Origin of the sequence: Methylocapsa aurea (assembly GCF_000746085.1) — a bacterium.
Classification (GTDB): domain Bacteria; phylum Pseudomonadota; class Alphaproteobacteria; order Rhizobiales; family Beijerinckiaceae; genus Methylocapsa; species Methylocapsa aurea.
Map to the genome: position 1 here is coordinate 236,538 of NZ_JQKO01000004.1, position 16,370 is coordinate 252,907.

Here is a 16,370-nt window from a genome sequence, read left to right on the forward strand (position 1 = left end):
TTGGGTTCCTCTCATTCTGGCTTAGAAGCATCGACGCCGATCGACATGCTTCGCTTTTTTCATCATCTGGCGAAGACTCACTTCGCCGCGCTGCAGAGCCCCGGCGCATCTTTGGGAACAACTTCATTAGCGTCATAGGGCTTGAATTTCGCCTTTTCCGCGTCGGTCATCCACTCCGCTCCGCTTGGTCCATCCTTGTAGACATGCCGCGTCCAAGCCATCACTTGCAGCATTTCATCGAGCGTGAGATTTAAGGATTGCGGGCCCATTTGAGCCTGGCCGCCGCCGAAGATCGTTTCGAATAATCCCTGATCGGTCTTGTTCTTGGGATAGGTCCAATAATCGTCATTGAGGCCGGGGCCGATCTTGCCTTCCGCGAGATGCCCATGGCAGCCCGAGCAGGCGGTGAGAAAGGCTTCCTGGCCCTTGGCGAGGCAGCTCCAGTCCGAATTATAAGGATTGCGGCCGGTCTTGAGGAAGATCTTGACGCCTTCCGCATCGCGCCCTTCGGGGAGGGCTTCGTCAAGCGACATCGGCTGACCCGTCACGGTGTTGCGAAGATCGAGCGATGTGGTCTGCGCGATCGCGATGGATAAGCTAAGTCCCGTCAGAGCGCTCAAGCCAAGGATCGTCGTTATTCCCAATTTCTTCATTTTGATTTCCGGCTTGAAGGTAAGGCCGATGCAAACGGCCCTTTGCGGTTTCACATTCCCTTGTCGAGAAGAGGAATGCCCTCCTCCTTGAGGATCGCCTCGATTTTCTGGCGCGCCTTGGCAAGGCCTATATTGACTTGATCGAGAAGCGCCTGGTCGCCTTTGCGCACGCCGATCGATTGGTCGAAGTGATGCGGCACCTTTTGCCCATCGCTTCGAAAATTATCGTCGGAAATCATCGTCATGCGCAGAGGTTGCGCCGCCTGTTTGACGTAGCGCGCGACTTCCGGCGCGAAGGCGACGGCCAAGGCGGCGTTGCCGGAGGCGACTTCGCTGACCAGCTTTTCTGAGGGAACCTGCGTGTATTGATTTCGCGGCGAACGAAAATTCACGAGCGAATAGAGGTAGGCGAAATTATCCTCGTATTTTCCAACCTCGTGCAACATCGATTCCGCAGGCGAACTAAAGGCGACGGCAATGTGATCGAGCTTTTCAATGCGCGGGTCCTTCCAAGATTTGATCTCGGCGGATTGGTCGGCGCGGGACACGAATACATAGCCCGAGCGATAATAAGACTCGCTCGTCAGAACGCGAGGGTCGCCAGCGTCGAGCCCCATCACAACATCGCAAGCATTCTTGTCGAGAAAATCCCGGACAAGATAAATCGCGGGCTTTTCAGTCCAAACGAAGTCGGGCTTGCGACCCATGGCCTCGGCAAGTATCGAGGCGATCCGATTTTCGAAGCCCGAGCCATCTTTGATCGAGAACGGAGCCTCGATTTGCGAACTGCAAATTCGTAGGGGCGCCGCCTCGGCGGGCGCGGCCGAGACTGGAGGGGCAGAGACTGGAGGGGCCGCCGCGCGAGGGCCGCTTCCGAAGGCGAGAAGCGCGAACGCCGAGCAGAGCCCCGTTAGGGTGAAAGCGCTCAAATGTGAGATACGGAACATCAATGATCTGGCCTCGCGGGCTCGAAGGGGTGAGGCGATAGGTGCGGGACGCCGCTTGCGCGTCGTTTCGGGAAACGCGGAGGCGGCATCCCGCGAGACGTCCCGGATCGCAAATGCGCTACGGTGCGAGACGCCGGTTCGAGGAGCTAGTTGGCCTTGGAGCTAATTGGCCTTGGCGTATTCGCCGACGTTCGGGTCGTCGTAGGGACCTTTGCCATCCAACGAGAACACCATGACGCCGCCGCCCTGCCGGGTGTAGTTGGCGAGCTTCTTGAAGGCGCCGACGGCGCCAAGACCCGCAGTCGGATCCTGCAGATCGAAGACGAGGCCAACCCCCGGCCACCCGCCGACCCCGTAATTGATCGCGATATATTGTATGCCATTGTGCGTATAGGTAATCGGATAGCCGATCGCGCCGGAGGGAAGCTTGAACTTCCACAGGAGCTCGCCCGTCTCGCTGTTGCGCGCCTTGATGAACCCATCAAGCGTCCCGTAGAAGACAAGATTGCCCGCGGTCGCGATGGTCCCTCCCCATACTGCGAAGCGCTCCATCTTTTCCCATGCGAACTGGCCGCTGATGGCATTGTAGGCTTTGATCTGGCCAAGGCCCTCGGCGTTCTGGCGATCGCCCTTCGGGCCGGGATACATGTTCAAAGTCGCGCCGACAAAGAATTGCCCAGCGCGATAGGGCAGCATGAAGGGCTCCCAATCCATGCAGATGTGGTTGACGCCCATAAAGAAGAGCCGCTTCTGTGGATCGTAGGAATCATGGCCTTGATTGTGGTAACCCATGGCGGAGGGGCAGATGTCCCGTGCGAGATGGTCCATGCGGGTGCCATATTCGGGATCGCGCACTGGCAGGCCCGACTTCAAATCGACCTTCTTGAAGACATTGACGGTATCGTCAATTTTTCCGGCGGCGATGAGGTCGCCATTAGTGCGGTCCAGCGTGTAGACAATGCCGTTGCGGTCGGGATGGGTCAGAAGCTTGCGGGGCTGACCGTATTCGCGTTCGTTTTGCTCGGACAGCATCATCACGTTGACGCCGGCATAATCCCACTCATCATGCGGCGTCTTTTGATAGCCGAACTTCGCCTTTCCCGTATCGACGTCGCGGCCAAAAATCGTCATCGTCCACTTGTTGTCGCCCGGACGCATCGTCTCATTCCAGGGCGCCGGGTTGCCGGTGCCGAAATAGGCGAGATTCACATCCGGATCATAGGCGTACCAGCCCCAATTGGTGCCGCCGCCGATCTTCCAGGCATCGCCTTCCCATGTCGAAAGCCCGAGGTTCTTTTGCCCATATTGGGGGTTCTTGATGTTGAAATCATCGGCGAGCAACAGGTCCTCATCGGAGCCCGTCGCATAGGCCCGCCATTTCTGAGCGCCGGTTTTCACGTCATAGGCGGTCACATAGCCCCGCACGCCGAGTTCCGCGCCGGACGAGCCAATCAGGACGACATCCTTGACGACATAGGGGGCTACGGTCAGCGTCGAGCCGACCTTGATGTCGGAGTTCTCGACTTTCCAGTATGTTTCGCCCGTGTTGGCGTTGAGGGCCACGACATTGCCGTCAAGCAATGTCTTGAGAATGAGTGGCGGAACCTTGCCATCGCCCGGCCAATAAGCAAGGCCGCGGTTGACGACATCGCAACATGCGACCGCGCGGGCGGCGGGATTTTGCTTTGGCTTGTCCTGCCACAAAATTTTGCCAGGATCGTCGAGGGCGAGCGCGAAAGTTGTGTTCGGGAAGGGCGTGCTGATGAACATCTTGCCGTCCACGACAAGCGGAGCGCCTTCGTGGCCATTCAAAAGACCGGTAGAGAAGGACCATGCGGCCTTCAGCTGCTTGACGTTTCCTACATTGATCTGGGACGCCTTGCTGTAATTGTCGGAGTTGTAGTTCTTACCGGGCATGACCCAGTTTTCGTCGCTCTTGGAAAGTTCGTTCAGCTTGTCGTTCGCGCTTGCCGCCGGGATGAAACCCAAAGGAGCGAACGCCAGCAAAGCGGCGACAGACACCGAATTCAGAACTCTATTCATATAAGCAACCCCCGCGTATCCTGCCCAATTCATAGAAGACTGATCGATGCGACTTAACGTTGCATCGTCCGCTTCATTTCGGGGCGGATAATGCATCAAGGGCCGGGCGCCGTCTTTACGATATTCATGCATTTCGTTCGGGATAATTTGGCAATCGGATTGACGCTTGAATGCGGCTATGTTGATCATCTCCGGCGCCGCGGGAGGCTGCAACGACATCAAAAGAACGTTGCTTTCAAAGAATTTTTTATCCCGGCGGGAGATCAGGATCATGGCCTCGCGACATTCGCGGCGAGGGCTGCAGCCGTAGAGTATTTCCGCTCAGCGAATCACGCTCAGCGAAATTCCATGGAAACCGCCGACGGGCGGTGCTAATCCTTGGACCAGGGCAAGACTGCCCTGGTTTCCCGTAGGGCGGACTGCTGTCTTGAAGCGACGCCAAATTAACAGCGGAGGATAGTATGGTTTGGACGACCCCCATCATCACCGAAGTTTGCATCGGCATGGAAGTGACGAGCTACGCATCCGCCGAAATCTGACGGTGAAGGTTGGTTGCGGCTTTTTGCTTACGCCGGCGGCTTAGCTCGGCGGACAGAGGCGGCTTCATGCGCTGGAGCCGCATTTGTTTTGCATTTTCGAGCCTACAGTGGGGCCGCCGCTTTGAGTAAAGAGGACGAGTCAAAACAAATGACAGTGGAGCGCCGTTAGCGTAGCCTTGCCCTATGAGCGATCGATAGGCGGGACTTGCGACATGACCACTCCATCAGCGGCGGCCAATGCGAATAGTCGGACGAGACCGATGTCTCGCGCCGAGAAGAAGGTAATTTTCGCCTCTTCGCTCGGCACGGTTTTTGAGTGGTATGATTTTTATCTCTATGGGGCGCTCGCAAGTATTATCGGCGCGCAATTCTTCAGTCAGTTTCCAAAACAGACCGCCGATATTTTCGCGCTGCTCGCCTTCGCGGCGGGATTTCTGGTGCGGCCGTTTGGCGCCCTCGTTTTCGGCCGCCTTGGCGATCTCGTCGGCCGCAAATACACCTTCCTCGTCACCATTCTCATCATGGGCCTTTCGACGTTTATTGTCGGACTTCTGCCAAATTATGAGTCGATCGGGCTGGCGGCGCCGATCATCCTGATCGCCGCAAGGCTATTGCAAGGCCTAGCGCTCGGAGGCGAATATGGCGGCGCCGCAACCTATGTGGCCGAACATGCGCCGCAGGGCCGGCGCGGGTTTTATACGTCCTGGATTCAGACGACGGCGACGCTCGGCCTGTTCTTGTCGCTGCTCATCATTCTGGCCACCCGCACCTACTATGGCGAAGCCGATTTCGCGAAATTCGGCTGGCGCATTCCATTCCTTGTATCCGTGGCCCTGCTCGCGATTTCGCTTTGGATTCGCCTGCAATTAAACGAATCGCCGGCCTTTCTAAAGATGAAGGAGGACGGAACAGGGTCGAAAGCACCGCTGTCCGAGGCTTTCGGCAATTGGACGAATGCTAAAATTGTCCTGCTCGCCCTGCTGGGCCTGACGATGGGACAAGGTGTCGTCTGGTATACAGGGCAATTCTACGCCTTGTTTTTTATGCAATCGATTCTGAAGGTCGATGGCTATACAGCGAATCTTCTTATTGCCTGGGCTCTATTGCTCGGCACAGGGTTTTTCATCTTTTTCGGCTGGCTATCGGACAAAGTCGGCCGCAAGCCAATCATCATGCTTGGATGCCTGCTCGCGGCGCTAACCTATTTTCCGATCTTTCAGATGATCACGGCGAACGCCAACCCCGCGCTTCAGGCGGCGCTGCAGAACGTGGAGGCCACCGTCATCGCCGATCCGACGAACTGCGGCAATCTGTTCAATCCGGTCGGGACCCGCGTCTTCACATCCTCTTGCGATATCGCCCGCGATTTTCTAGCCAGGAACTCGGTGAAATATTCGCGGGTAGCGGGGCCTGCCGATGCGCTCGCGAAAATCAAGGTCGGCTCCAGCGAAGTCACGGCTTACGACGCCGCCAAGGTCCCCGACGCCAAAGCGGCGGCCGCCGCTTTCGCCAAGACCATGCTGGCGGCCTTGCAGTCCGCAGGCTATCCGAAGGCCGATGACCCCGGCATCGTCAAAATGCGCAATCCGATCGACGTCCTCCAGCCGCAAGCCGCCAAGATCGTCGGGCTCTTATTCGTGCTGGTTCTCTATGTGACAATGGTTTACGGGCCGATCGCCGCGGCGCTCGTTGAACTCTTCCCGACCCGGATTCGCTATACATCCATGTCGCTGCCCTACCATATCGGCAATGGTTGGTTCGGCGGTCTCCTACCCGCGACGGCTTTCGCTATGGTGGCGCAAACTGGAAATATCTATTTCGGGCTCTGGTATCCGATTGCATTCGCGTTCGCCACGTTCGTCATTGGCGTGCTTTTCGTGCCTGAGACCAAGAATCGCGATATTTACGCCGACGATTGAGGCTGCCTTGCGACGCCGCTTTCTGGGCGAAAGCACCGGGGCTTCGCGCGAAGCGAAGTCCTTGAAGGGCCCTTAAATGCTTTCCGGCTTCGAAAGGCCGCCTGCCTCTCAAGGAAATGAGGCGGACCGAACCCGCGCTTAGTTGCAGACCCGGACCCGCTGGATGACATAGGCGTAGCCGGTCCACACTTGTTGGGGCTCGTACCAGCAGTGGGGCGGCGGGGGCGGCGGCGCGTAAACCGGAACCGGAGCGTAATAGACCGGCGGCGGCGCGGCGGCGCCGGCGATGGCGCTTCCGGCGATGGCTCCAAGCGCCATGCCCCCGATCACACCCGCGGCGACGGCGCCGCCGTCACCGGCGCGAGCCGGAATCGAGGCCGCGCTGAGCGACGCCGCCGTGAAACCCAGAGCCAGACCAATCCTGATCGATCGAGCCAAATTTGCCTGCATCTATCCCTCCGCAACTGACGCCAGATAAGCGCGATGGTCATAAGCCTGTAACGCATTCACGGCAATTTTAGGCCAAAATAAGCGCGACGCCTCGGATTCGAAGCCCAATTCAAACGTCGATCTAAGCAGATCTAAGCAGCCAAGGTTAATAATTTTCCTCCCTCGCGCCAGTGCCGCGACCGAGCCGGAGGCGCACACCATCTAACGGTTGCAAGTCGCCCGTTACACTGCTAGCTCAGCGCGATTGGCTCCAAGACAAAATGCCGGTTTAGCTCAGTTGGTAGAGCAACTGATTTGTAATCAGTAGGTCGCGGGTTCGACTCCTGCAACCGGCACCAGCAAAATCAATAACTTACGATGCTTCGTCGGCCTCAAGGTTGTCATTATTTCCGCTCGGCAAGCACCCGGTGAGCAAAAATCGAAAATTTGGGGAAAACATCGGCTGCGGTGCTAGCCTGGAGCCGTTGTGGGCCTTGCTCAGGCTTATCGGCCCGCACCCTGCGCTTGTGCTCGAGCCAGTTCGGCCGCACCTCCATGGGCTGGGCTCCGCATTCGGAGCATTTGAGGCGCTCCCGCGCCACCAAGCTCGACACGTCCGCCCGGCCGGCATGCCCGCAAACGCATTCAGCGGGATCGCGAGCAATTATGCTCCATGGGAGGCATGTTCAGGTTCGCTTTCTTCCGCTTTATCAGTGTTCGGCACGACGGCAAGGTGAACGTTCAGAGCGCGCAATACAGCGCTAACGGTTTCAAAGCGCGGATGCGATCCTGGGGAAAGCGCTTTGTAAAGGCTTTCGCGCCCAAGGCCTGCATCCTTTGCAACTTGAGCCATGCCGCGCGCCTTGGCGACATTGGCAAGCGCGGCAAGGAGAACGTCCTGGTTGGCATCTTCGGCGGCAGCGGAAAGATACTCGGCAATGACCTCTTCATTGTCGAGGTAATCTGATACGTCGAAGGTCGCATAATTGGCTTTCATCACGCGCCGCCTTTCAAGTCCCGAGCCATGGCTTTTGCCTGCTCAATGTCCCGCTTTTGCGAGTTTTTATCCCCGCCGTTCAAAAGAACGTAGACGGTTGCGCCATGTCGCACGAAATAGACCCTGTACCCTGGGCCATAGTGAACGCGCATTTCAGACACGCCTTCGCCGACCGGCTCGCAATCTCCAAAATTACCAAGCGAGGCGCTCGTGAGCCTTGCCAAAATTCTAGCTTTGCCGCGCTGATCTGAAAGCTCGGCAAGCCATTCAGCGAAGCCCGATGATCGAACGAGCGTGTACATGAAATGTATCCAAAGGAATACAGACAATCAAGGACAATAGCGGTCACTCACGGATTACTTTTCCGCAACCTTACGCCCGCCCCGCCGCCATTCTCGGCGATGAACTCGACGCCTATGTGCCTGCCTTGGCGCTCTCGTCGAAGATTTCCCCAATATCTTTGAGGAACCATTCCTCGCCCGATGCCGTGACTATCTTGGTGATCTCTCGTCGCTCGGGAGCAAAGTCTGTCATGAAATGTCTGACAGCCTCTTCAAAGGTGGGGAAATCCAAGCGGTGCGGCCGTAAGGTGAACTCGTTGACGGCAGGGCGCAGCTCTTCGACCCATATCATGGTGGAGCCTTCGGCTCTGTTGAACTAGCTCATCGGATGTCTCCTCATTCTTACCCCAGGGTTGGCCGCCGTTCGTGAACTCGATGCCGGCTGCTTCGAGGGCGCGGCGCCGTGACCGATCACACGCCAAGCGCCCGCTCGCGAGGGGCTTGCAGGATCTCGCGGCCGCTAGAGTATCCGTTATGGGCAAGGGGCATTTTCGGTCCAGAGCCGCTCGTTTCGCAAGAGTGCGTTTGCGAGGACGAGGAGCTTGCGCATGACGGCGGTGATGGCGACTTTCGGCGGCTTTCCGGCCTCGACGAGCTTTTGGTAGAGGGTCCTGCTGTCTTTGTTGAATCTGCAGGCGACGAGCACGGGCATGTAAAGGGCTTGGCGGAGAACGGCTCTTCCGCCGCGGATGAAGGCATGGCCTTTCCATGAGCCGGATTGTCTTTGGATTGGCGCGAGGCCGGCGAGGCTCGCGGCCTGCTTGCCTTCGAGCGCGTTCCGAGTTCCGGCATTTCGATGAGCAAGGCGAAGGCGGTGATTTTCGAGACGCCGGGGATGGAGAGAAGAATCTCAAAGCGCCGAGCGAGCTGAGCGTCGTCGTTGACAAGTTTTCCGATGGCGGCGTCGATCTCGTCGATTTTCACATCGATCTCGGCGAGGCGCTTTTTGTTCTGCCTTTCGAGCAGGGGCAGCGTGATCGCTTTGGCGCGATTTTTGTCGGCCGTGTGGTCTTTGACGAGCGCGGCGCGGGCAAGATGAAGTTCTTTCAGCTCGGCGATGGTCTGACTGACGCAGGGACGCGGCCGCAAATCGAGAACCTCGCCCATGCGCGCGAGCATGGCGGCGTCGGCGCGATCTGTTTTCACGAGCTTGCCGGCGGCTTCAGCGAAACGGCGGGCCTGACGCGGATTGACCTTGGCGATGGGAACGCCGGCCGCATCCAGCGCGCGCTCGAGCACGCGATGATAAGGGCCGATGGGTTCGAAGACGACGCGCGCCACTGGCGTTGCGGCGAGCCATTTGATCAGGGCCTTGCAGCCGGCTTTTTTGCCTTAGAGCCGGATGACTTTGGACGGAATCGCAACGCGATCTCGTCCAAGGTCTGAATCCGCCTCTCATCAAAGTGTTAGAGCATGATGTCGTTCGAAAACCGGTTTCCACTTTTCGGCATCATGCTCTAGCGGCGCGAAAAGTCATAAGATAAGTATTTGCGAGCGAAGTGGATGCCGGTTCGCGTTAAGAAAATGCGACCAATTTCTGATCTCGTCGAAACGGGAAGCGCTCTAGCGCGACCACCTCAGGATAAGATGCGGCTTCTGGACGGGCTCTTCCTCGCCGACGAATGCATGGCAATTTGATATTTGGCCGGAAGCGGATCAGACGGCACAAGAATTGAATGATTCTAAGTGCGGATTTCTCGCCAACTTAGGACTGGTTCATGTCGCTCGATATTCCCATGGTCTTCAAATATCATGTTTTCGCCTGTTTCACGAAGCGGCCGGCCGGCCATCCGCGCGGCAGTTGCATGGAGAATGGCGCCCAGCCGCTTTGGGACCGCCTGCAGCAGAAGCTCGAGGCTAAGCAGCTTCCAGACGTCAACATGAGCGCTTCTGGCTGCCTGAGCTTCTGCCGCGCCGGCCCGCTGATGGTGGTTTACCCCGAAGGCATCTGGTATCGGCCGGAAAAGCCCGAGGACATCGACGAGATCATCCAATCGCATTTTGTCGAAGGCAATCCGGTCGAGCGCCTGATCATCGTCCCCCAGCGGTAGCCGGCGCCTCGGCTTTCGCCATCGGCCCGGGAATTGCTTTATCTTATTGGATCGCCGCGCGAGCGACAAACTATCGGTTCGGGAGAAGGACTATGCTGGAAACGGCGATCGTTGGCGGCGGCTTATGCGGTCTGGCGCTCGCCGCCGGTTTGCAGGCGCAAGGACGTCCCTTCGCCTTGTTCGAGGCGCGCGCGCGCCTCGGCGGCAGGGTCCTCTCGGTCGCGTCCGAAAAAGCCGGCATGCGGGTCGATCTCGGGCCGACCTGGTATTGGCCAGACACGCAGCCGGGAATGACGCGCCTCGTCGCCGATCTTGGGCTCGTTACCTTCCCGCAACATGATTCCGGGACCGTGATGCGCCTGCACGATCACGACAAGACTGCGGTTCCGAGCGAGAACGAGAGCGTGCACGGCGGCGCCCGCCGCGTCGAAGGCGGCATGGCCTCGGTGATCGAAGCCATCGCGCAAAAGCTTCCGGCCGAGCGAATTCACCTGGAGCACGCGATTTCGGTGATTTTCGATCGCGGCGATCATGTCGAACTGCATTTCCGTCAGGGCGACGCCTTGATCGTCGTCGAGGCCCGTCGGGTGGTCCTCGCCATGCCGCCGCGCATCGTCGAGGAGCATATCCGTTTCGAGCCTAGCCTCGATGAGGCGCTGGTCGACGCGATGCGGGAGACCTACACCTGGATGGCGGGCGAGGCGAAGGCGGTCATCGCCTATGACCGCGCCTTGTGGCGGGAGGCCGGCAAATCCGGCAACGCCTATGTCACGCATGAGCAGGCGGTCTTCAACGAGATTTTCGACGCCTGCGACGCCACCGCCACCCGCGCGGCCCTGGGCGGCTTCCTCGCGCTGCCGCCCTCCTTGCGCGAGTCGTTCAAGGCCGGGCTGCCGATGCTGATGGGCAATCAGATCGGCCAGATTTTCGGCCCCGAACTCGAACATGGCGAGCAGCATTACCAGGATTGGGCCGCCGAGGACTTTACCTGCGCCCGGCGCGATCTGATCCCGCCCGAGGACCACCCCCATTACGGCAATCCCCACTTGCGGCAGGTGGTTTGGGACGGCAAGCTGTTCTTCGGCGGCTCCGAAACGGCGAGCTATGCGGGCGGCTACATGGAAGGCGCCCTCGACTCCGCTCGCCGCCTCGTGCGCGACGTTGGCCGCTTCGCTCCCGCGATCGCGCTCGAGGCGCAAGCGGGCGGCAAGGCCGGCGTCTCCAATGCCGAAAGCATCGCGCAATTCGGGCAATGGGTGGCCGGTCAGCAGGCCCAGTCGGTCGAAGCCTATCGCAAGCATCTCAATCGCCTTATGGCCAGCCCCGACAAGGAAATCGTGACCCAACGCGCGATGGTCGCGACGATCGAGCAGGTTTTCAGCGAAGCCCTGTTGCGCCTGGAGCATCTCTCCTTCGACATGAGCGATGTCGCCGTGGAGCGCGGTCGCTCGGCCCTGACGCCGGAGGTTTTGAAAACATTCGACGGCTTTATCCAGTTTCTGCTGGATTCCGTCATTCAGCACAATCGCACCTCCTGCGCCTTGTCGAATTTTCCCGGCGAGGACAAGCCTTCGAAGGACTACCTCCAGGCGATCTTGCGCGACATCGCCGCGGCCTGGAAGGAATTCTGCCTCTCGGTCAATGCTTTCTTCGTCGCCAAAACCCCATCTTCGGCGGCGGCTTGACGTTGAGCGCAAGGATTTGAAACAAGGTTGCGTCGCCAAGCCGATGCAGCCTTGCTGAGACCTTTTGGGTCTCGAAACCAGCGGCCTCCTTGTTGGAAAGCTGCTGAGGCGTGGCTCGCGCAGCCTTCTTGAAGTTCCAACACCGCATTGGCGCGACGCGCATTGGCGCGTCAGATCGACGATGCGCTCTAGCCGCCGCATAACGCGTCCCTGATCCGCCGCCGGCTGCCGCCCGTCAGGCTGAGCGCTCGACTTGTCCTCCATTTCAAAACGCGCCGCCGGCTCTGTATTCGCCGGTAGCTACGAGCGGCTGACTGAAGGCATTGACGAGCATTTGGCAAGACAACGGGAAGTGCTCGCCCGATGTCGCTGTTGTCAACGAATGATTGCGGCAATGTCACGCGCGCGTCTTGGTGAGGGAGGCTGGCGAGCAAGGGCGGCTGTCGTCCCATCTACAAAATGCCAAATTAGCTCAGACTTAGATGAAAATGGTTGTAATCTATATTGGAATATAGTAGATAATTGACAAAATTTGATATTCATTGATACGTCCAATGCGCGCGAATGCGCATACTATAAGAAACCCCATTTCAAAGATTGGCGATAACTCATGTCTCACATTCACATGAGAATGCTTTTGTGCGTCCTCATTCTGAGCGTTGCAGTTAGCTCGGATGCAGTTTCAGAAAATTTAGGCGCAGTTCAACAATCGCGTTACCCTGATATATATTTGAAAGAGGACGATAATCCCAAAGCGCCGGTGGACTATGGCTATGGGCCGGGCGCAGGGATTCCCAAGGCCGTCGCTCCTTCGGCTGTAGCTCCCTCGGCGGCAAGCGCGGCGGCGATCCCGAACGGCGGAGCCGAAGCCGGAGCGAAGGGATTTTTCGCCGCTCCCGCGACCTGGCCGATCATACCCATCCACATGGTCCTTCTGTCCGACGGCCGGGTCCTGTCCTACGGCACCGACCTCACCGGCGCGCAAGGGGCGCAAATGAACTACGACGTTTGGGATCCAACGCTTGGAACCGGATCCGACGCGCATTTGACGCTCCCCAATGGGACGAGCACAGACATCTTCTGCGGCTCACAGTCCTTGATCGGAAGCGACTTCGAGAGTTGGACAACATATAAGAATAGCGGAGATGTGCTGCTGTCCGGCGGAGATCTCACGGTTAATGGAGTGCGGAACTACGCTAACAACAAAACATCGATTTTCTACGCAAAGGATGATGTCCTGAGCTCCGCCGGAACCATGAAATTTCCGCGCTGGTATGCCTCCTTCGTCCCGCTGCGCAATGGCGATAAGCTTATCATTGGCGGAAGATTAAATAAGGACACGCTTTCGCGCGCCGCAGTCGCGGTTACGCCCGAGATTTATCATGTCAATCTTGGCTGGAGAACCCTTGCGGGAATCGATATTGGCGATGCAATAGAATATTACTATCCAAGAGTATTTCTTGGCGTCGATAGCGCTCTGTATTTTCTGAAAGGAGATGGTCACTTACTTAGACTAACCACGTCTGGTCCGGGCACGATGGAAGATAAAGGAATAATAGCCGCGCAGGGCACGGCTTATCGTCCTACAGTTATGTTTTCCCCTGGCAAGCTGCTGTCGATCCGGAATAACAAAAGGGTCCAGGTCATCGATCTGACCAAATCGCCGCCGACCGCGACAGATGTCGCCAGCACGAGCACGGACCGCATTTGGTCGAATGGGACCGTGCTGCCTGATGGAAAAGTTCTCGTCACGGGCGGATCCTCGTCGGAGAATGTCTTGACCGGCGTCGCTTACAACGCCGAAATTTGGGATCCGAAGACATCTCAATGGACCTTCGGCGCCGCCGCGGCCAAGGCGCGTCTTTATCACTCAGCTGCCGTGCTCTTGGCCAATGGCGCTGTTTTGACGGGCGGCGGTGGGGCTCCCGGTCCAACGAAGCAGCTCAATGCGGAAATTTACTATCCTCCCTATCTTTATCGGCAGGACGGATCAGGGGAGCCCGCCCCCCGCCCAACCATCCTATCGGCCCCTGAGATCGTGAAAGGCGGCGGATACTTCACCGTTACCCTTGGCGCCAACGAACCGATCAGCAAAGTGGCGATCGTTCATACGGGTTCGGCGACCCATTCCAGCGATCTGGAGCAGCGCCATCTCTTTCTGCCATTCACCCAGGCGGGCAACACGTTGACCGTCAGAATGTCTCAAAACCCCAATAACACGCCGCCGGGCTACTACATGCTGTTCGTGTTCAACAGCGCTGGCGTGCCTTCGGTGGCTAAAATTGTGTCGCTTCCCCGATCCGTGCTCTAGAGCGTTTCCCGATCAGATGGAGTTGTCTGATCGAAAAGGAATCGCTCGGATTCAATGAGTTGGAGCATGCTCCTATTGAGACATCGGATATATCCGATGTCTCAATATCGAAAAAGTCGATCACCTTTTTTAAGAACATGCTTGTCTTATCACTTTTTGCGCCGAAGAGGCGAGAAGGAACCGCTGGGAGAGGGTTGCAGCCCTCTCGTCAGCGGCGAGGGCCGGATCGGACCCGCGCCAATCCGCGCCTCTGCCGCTATTTGCGGCTCACGCTCGAGTGGCCTCGAAGGCCGGAACCTCGGCGGCAAAGGCCTCGAGCCATTGCGTCAAATGCGGATGATCGCCGCGCCACGTCCCCTTGAAACGCAAATCGAGATAGCCGAGGGCGCAGGCAAGGCCGATATGCGCAATATCGCGCCGGCCGGCTGGCAGCGTCTTTTCAAACGCCTGGAGCCCGCGCTGGATCTTTTCATCCTGCAAGGCCACCCATTTCGGATCGCGCTTGGCCGCATCCCGCAGCCGCTCCTCGTAAACAAGAAGAAGCGCTGCGTCGGCGATCCCATCGGCGAGCGCGGCCAGCGTCAGCGCCCGGAACCGCGCCTCGGACTCTGTTGGAATCAGCACATCGCCGCCCGCCAGGTGATCGAGATATTCGACAATCACCCGGCTGTCGAAATAGACGGTCCCATCGGCGAGGATGAGGGCCGGAATCTTGCCGAGCGGATTTTGCTGGCGGATCGTATCGGCGGGATCGCTGGTATCGGCCGCGACAGTCTGAATCCGTCCGGCCAGCCCGGCAAGGGCCGCGGCGATGAGGACCTTCCGCCCGAAGGGCGAGGCAGGTGAGGAGCGCAGCATCATCATTTTCGACATTCTCCGCCGCCAAAAAGAGCGGCCCGCGCCGTTTATATCAACTTCATTGCGCTTGGAAGCCGCGCTTCCCCGTTGGAGGATTCCATCTGATCGGAAAGGCTCAGACGCGAGCCATTCGCTTGGCCGAACGAATCAGCCGCGCCGTGCGTCGCCGCGCTGTAAATCGTTGTCTAACACAAGTTGCGCCGCGCCCTCTCCGGCGCGCCGGGCTATTCCAATCGCAAATCGACTGCTTTCGGACCCTTGCCTTTCTTATCCGGCTCGATTTCATACGCCACGCGCTGCCCTTCCGTCAGCGACTCCAAGCCGGCCCGCTCGACCGCCGTGATATGCACGAAGATATCGCGGCCGCCGTCATCCGGCTTTATGAAGCCGTAGCCCTTGTCCGCGTTGAAGAATTTGACCGTTCCCTGCTGCGACATGGGACATTGTCCTTCCAATCGAACGCCGCCATTCGGGACCCGTCATCAATGGAGCCCGCCCTGGCCTTTTCCCTGTCGAATTCCCCAGAAAATGAATCCGACCAGAAGAATTTGGAGCAGCGTCAAGCTTTGGCAAGACGCCGGACATTATTCCCCCGCCAGCCATTCGATCATGGAGCCGGCGCGTCCAACCGCCAGGCATTGGCTGAGGCATGGCAGGATCAGCCTCGCCTCCGCTTCGAGGGAAAATGGCGGATTGACGATGATCAGGCCGGATCTGCTCAGCGGCCCTCTTGGCTGGACCGTGTCGATCTGAAGTTCCAGCCGCAACAGCGGCTTGACGCCGCTTCGCGCCAGCGAACGCGCAAAAGAAGCCGCCTTCTCCACGTCCTTGACCGGATACCACGCGACATAGACGCCGGTCGCCCATTTGCGCCAAGCCGCCTCGATCGCCCCTGCGAGCCTGCCGAATTCATCCGTCGCCTCGAAAGGCGGATCGATCAGCACGAGCCCGCGCCGTTCAATGGGAGGAATAAAGGCGTTGAGGCCGACATAGCCGTCGATTTCGATGAGCTTGGCGCGCGCGTCAAACCCGACATTGGCCTTCAGGGCGCGCCAGGCCTGCGGGTGAAGCTCGCAGAGGAGCATCTTGTCCTGGCGGCGCAGCAGCGCTCGCGCGACCGCTGGCGAACCCGGATAGCGCGGTGGGTCTAAATCGAGCAAAGGCGCCGCGATTTGAAGGTAAGGCTGGATGAGTTCGCGCGCGCCAGCCGCGAGTTCACTCAAGGCCAGCCTACCGATGCCGCCGCGCCATTCGGCCGTTCGTGCGGCTTGCGGTCCTGAGAGGTCGTAGACGCCGCTTCCCGCATGGGTCTCGATATAGCGGAAAGCGGCTGGCTTCAAACCGAGATGAAGCAGAACCCTCGTTAGAATTATATGCTTGAAAACATCGGCGAAATTGCCAGCGTGAAAATCATGGCGGTAGTTCATTATTCGTTTTCTTGCTGGTTCTTGGCGGTTCTTGCGCTCTTCGGCGCTGTTGCCGGGAGCGTTGCAAAATCGGCGGAGTTAGGCGATTCGCAGCGGCCTCCGGTTGAAGGCGCGCTTGCGGCCAATTAAGAGCATGATCCCAGGAGTTGCTTCAACCTTCGGACTCGCAG

General features: G+C 58.6%; 16 protein-coding genes, 1 tRNA gene and 2 pseudogenes. 6 read left to right on the top strand and 13 right to left on the bottom strand.

Annotation, left to right across the window (positions count from 1 at the left end; translation table 11 throughout):
* Positions 1-77 precede the first annotated feature (77 nt).
* The 3 genes from moxG to DL86_RS04180 form a co-directional block, all read right to left on the bottom strand.
* A complete protein-coding gene (gene moxG / locus DL86_RS04170) occupies positions 78-653 on the bottom strand; it encodes a cytochrome c(L), periplasmic (RefSeq protein WP_036258669.1) in 576 nt (191 codons plus the stop codon).
* Between the two features lie 50 nt (positions 654-703).
* A complete protein-coding gene (gene moxJ, locus DL86_RS04175) occupies positions 704-1,600 on the bottom strand; it encodes a methanol oxidation system protein MoxJ (protein WP_051952661.1) in 897 nt (298 codons plus the stop codon).
* A 162-nt stretch (positions 1,601-1,762) separates the two neighbouring features.
* Complete coding sequence (locus DL86_RS04180) at positions 1,763-3,643, bottom strand: methanol/ethanol family PQQ-dependent dehydrogenase (RefSeq protein ID WP_036258435.1); 1,881 nt, start codon at positions 3,641-3,643, stop codon at positions 1,763-1,765.
* A gap of 461 nt (positions 3,644-4,104) precedes the next feature.
* On the opposite strand from DL86_RS04180, the gene pqqA reads away from it, so the two are divergent.
* Both pqqA and DL86_RS04190 read left to right on the top strand, forming a co-directional pair.
* Complete coding sequence (gene pqqA / locus DL86_RS20795; RefSeq protein WP_084572696.1) at positions 4,105-4,182, top strand: pyrroloquinoline quinone precursor peptide PqqA; 78 nt, start codon at positions 4,105-4,107, stop codon at positions 4,180-4,182.
* Positions 4,183-4,442: 260 nt separating this feature from the next.
* Positions 4,443-6,101, top strand: coding sequence for an MFS transporter (locus tag DL86_RS04190; RefSeq protein WP_156964466.1), 1,659 nt, complete (start codon positions 4,443-4,445; stop codon positions 6,099-6,101).
* Between the two features lie 138 nt (positions 6,102-6,239).
* On the opposite strand, the gene DL86_RS04195 is transcribed toward DL86_RS04190, so the two are convergent.
* On the bottom strand, positions 6,240-6,551 hold the full coding sequence (locus tag DL86_RS04195; protein ID WP_051952663.1) for a hypothetical protein: 312 nt from the start codon (positions 6,549-6,551) through the stop codon (positions 6,240-6,242).
* Between the two features lie 262 nt (positions 6,552-6,813).
* Here DL86_RS04195 and DL86_RS04200 point away from each other — a divergent pair.
* Positions 6,814-6,889, top strand: a tRNA-Thr gene (locus DL86_RS04200).
* A 305-nt stretch (positions 6,890-7,194) separates the two neighbouring features.
* Here the strand turns inward: DL86_RS04200 and DL86_RS04205 are convergent.
* From DL86_RS04205 to DL86_RS20805, 6 genes and pseudogenes are all read right to left on the bottom strand, one after another.
* Positions 7,195-7,527 (bottom strand): addiction module antidote protein, encoded by a 333-nt coding sequence (locus tag DL86_RS04205; RefSeq protein ID WP_036258440.1) that lies wholly within the window; start codon positions 7,525-7,527, stop codon positions 7,195-7,197.
* The gene (locus DL86_RS04210; protein WP_036258442.1) at positions 7,527-7,829 is read right to left on the bottom strand and encodes a type II toxin-antitoxin system RelE/ParE family toxin; all 303 of its coding nucleotides are present in this window, start codon (positions 7,827-7,829) and stop codon (positions 7,527-7,529) included. The genes DL86_RS04205 and DL86_RS04210 overlap by 1 nt, the downstream gene beginning before the upstream one ends.
* A 112-nt stretch (positions 7,830-7,941) precedes the next feature.
* Positions 7,942-8,160 carry a hypothetical protein gene (locus DL86_RS04215; RefSeq protein ID WP_036258443.1) on the bottom strand — a complete coding sequence of 73 codons (219 nt, stop codon included), beginning with the start codon at positions 8,158-8,160 and terminating at the stop codon, positions 7,942-7,944.
* A gap of 180 nt (positions 8,161-8,340) precedes the next feature.
* Positions 8,341-8,520 carry a hypothetical protein gene (locus DL86_RS20245; protein WP_245276224.1) on the bottom strand — a complete coding sequence of 60 codons (180 nt, stop codon included), beginning with the start codon at positions 8,518-8,520 and terminating at the stop codon, positions 8,341-8,343.
* A 6-nt stretch (positions 8,521-8,526) separates the two neighbouring features.
* A pseudogene (locus DL86_RS20800) lies at positions 8,527-8,598 on the bottom strand (hypothetical protein); the annotation flags it as partial.
* 308 nt (positions 8,599-8,906) lie between these two features.
* Positions 8,907-9,149: pseudogene (locus DL86_RS20805) on the bottom strand (IS110 family transposase); the annotation flags it as partial.
* A gap of 437 nt (positions 9,150-9,586) precedes the next feature.
* Between DL86_RS20805 and DL86_RS04225 the strand changes: the two are divergent.
* From DL86_RS04225 to DL86_RS04240, 3 genes are all read left to right on the top strand, one after another.
* A complete protein-coding gene (locus DL86_RS04225; protein WP_036258445.1) occupies positions 9,587-9,919 on the top strand; it encodes a (2Fe-2S) ferredoxin domain-containing protein in 333 nt (110 codons plus the stop codon).
* 92 nt (positions 9,920-10,011) lie between these two features.
* The gene (locus tag DL86_RS04230) at positions 10,012-11,604 is read left to right on the top strand and encodes a flavin monoamine oxidase family protein (RefSeq protein WP_036258447.1); all 1,593 of its coding nucleotides are present in this window, start codon (positions 10,012-10,014) and stop codon (positions 11,602-11,604) included.
* 730 nt (positions 11,605-12,334) lie between these two features.
* A complete protein-coding gene (locus DL86_RS04240; protein ID WP_036258450.1) occupies positions 12,335-13,915 on the top strand; it encodes a galactose oxidase early set domain-containing protein in 1,581 nt (526 codons plus the stop codon).
* A 267-nt stretch (positions 13,916-14,182) separates the two neighbouring features.
* Here the strand turns inward: DL86_RS04240 and DL86_RS04245 are convergent, their stop codons facing one another.
* From DL86_RS04245 to DL86_RS04255, 3 genes are all read right to left on the bottom strand, one after another.
* Positions 14,183-14,779: a glutathione S-transferase N-terminal domain-containing protein gene (locus tag DL86_RS04245; protein WP_036258675.1), complete on the bottom strand. Its 597-nt coding sequence runs from the start codon at positions 14,777-14,779 to the stop codon at positions 14,183-14,185.
* Between the two features lie 218 nt (positions 14,780-14,997).
* Positions 14,998-15,210: a cold-shock protein gene (locus DL86_RS04250; protein ID WP_036258451.1), complete on the bottom strand. Its 213-nt coding sequence runs from the start codon at positions 15,208-15,210 to the stop codon at positions 14,998-15,000.
* 147 nt (positions 15,211-15,357) lie between these two features.
* Positions 15,358-16,200 carry a 23S rRNA (adenine(2030)-N(6))-methyltransferase RlmJ gene (locus DL86_RS04255; RefSeq protein WP_036258453.1) on the bottom strand — a complete coding sequence of 281 codons (843 nt, stop codon included), beginning with the start codon at positions 16,198-16,200 and terminating at the stop codon, positions 15,358-15,360.
* Positions 16,201-16,370: the final 170 nt, after the last annotated feature.

What these genes read in the sequence shown, in the direction of transcription:
- DL86_RS04180 (WP_036258435.1), bottom strand. Translation starts at nt 3,643, where the DNA reads ATGAATAGAGTTCTGAATTCGGTGTCTGTCGCCGCTTTGCTGGCGTTC.
- pqqA (WP_084572696.1), top strand. Translation starts at nt 4,105, where the DNA reads ATGGTTTGGACGACCCCCATCATCACCGAAGTTTGCATCGGCATGGAA.
- DL86_RS04210 (WP_036258442.1), bottom strand. Translation starts at nt 7,829, where the DNA reads ATGTACACGCTCGTTCGATCATCGGGCTTCGCTGAATGGCTTGCCGAG.
- DL86_RS04230 (WP_036258447.1), top strand. Translation starts at nt 10,012, where the DNA reads ATGCTGGAAACGGCGATCGTTGGCGGCGGCTTATGCGGTCTGGCGCTC.
- DL86_RS04215 (WP_036258443.1), bottom strand. Translation starts at nt 8,160, where the DNA reads ATGATATGGGTCGAAGAGCTGCGCCCTGCCGTCAACGAGTTCACCTTA.
- DL86_RS20245 (WP_245276224.1), bottom strand. Translation starts at nt 8,520, where the DNA reads ATGCCCGTGCTCGTCGCCTGCAGATTCAACAAAGACAGCAGGACCCTC.
- DL86_RS04245 (WP_036258675.1), bottom strand. Translation starts at nt 14,779, where the DNA reads ATGATGATGCTGCGCTCCTCACCTGCCTCGCCCTTCGGGCGGAAGGTC.
- moxG (WP_036258669.1), bottom strand. Translation starts at nt 653, where the DNA reads ATGAAGAAATTGGGAATAACGACGATCCTTGGCTTGAGCGCTCTGACG.
- DL86_RS04190 (WP_156964466.1), top strand. Translation starts at nt 4,443, where the DNA reads ATGTCTCGCGCCGAGAAGAAGGTAATTTTCGCCTCTTCGCTCGGCACG.
- moxJ (WP_051952661.1), bottom strand. Translation starts at nt 1,600, where the DNA reads ATGTTCCGTATCTCACATTTGAGCGCTTTCACCCTAACGGGGCTCTGC.
- DL86_RS04195 (WP_051952663.1), bottom strand. Translation starts at nt 6,551, where the DNA reads ATGCAGGCAAATTTGGCTCGATCGATCAGGATTGGTCTGGCTCTGGGT.
- DL86_RS04225 (WP_036258445.1), top strand. Translation starts at nt 9,587, where the DNA reads ATGTCGCTCGATATTCCCATGGTCTTCAAATATCATGTTTTCGCCTGT.
- DL86_RS04205 (WP_036258440.1), bottom strand. Translation starts at nt 7,527, where the DNA reads ATGAAAGCCAATTATGCGACCTTCGACGTATCAGATTACCTCGACAAT.
- DL86_RS04250 (WP_036258451.1), bottom strand. Translation starts at nt 15,210, where the DNA reads ATGTCGCAGCAGGGAACGGTCAAATTCTTCAACGCGGACAAGGGCTAC.
- DL86_RS04255 (WP_036258453.1), bottom strand. Translation starts at nt 16,200, where the DNA reads ATGAACTACCGCCATGATTTTCACGCTGGCAATTTCGCCGATGTTTTC.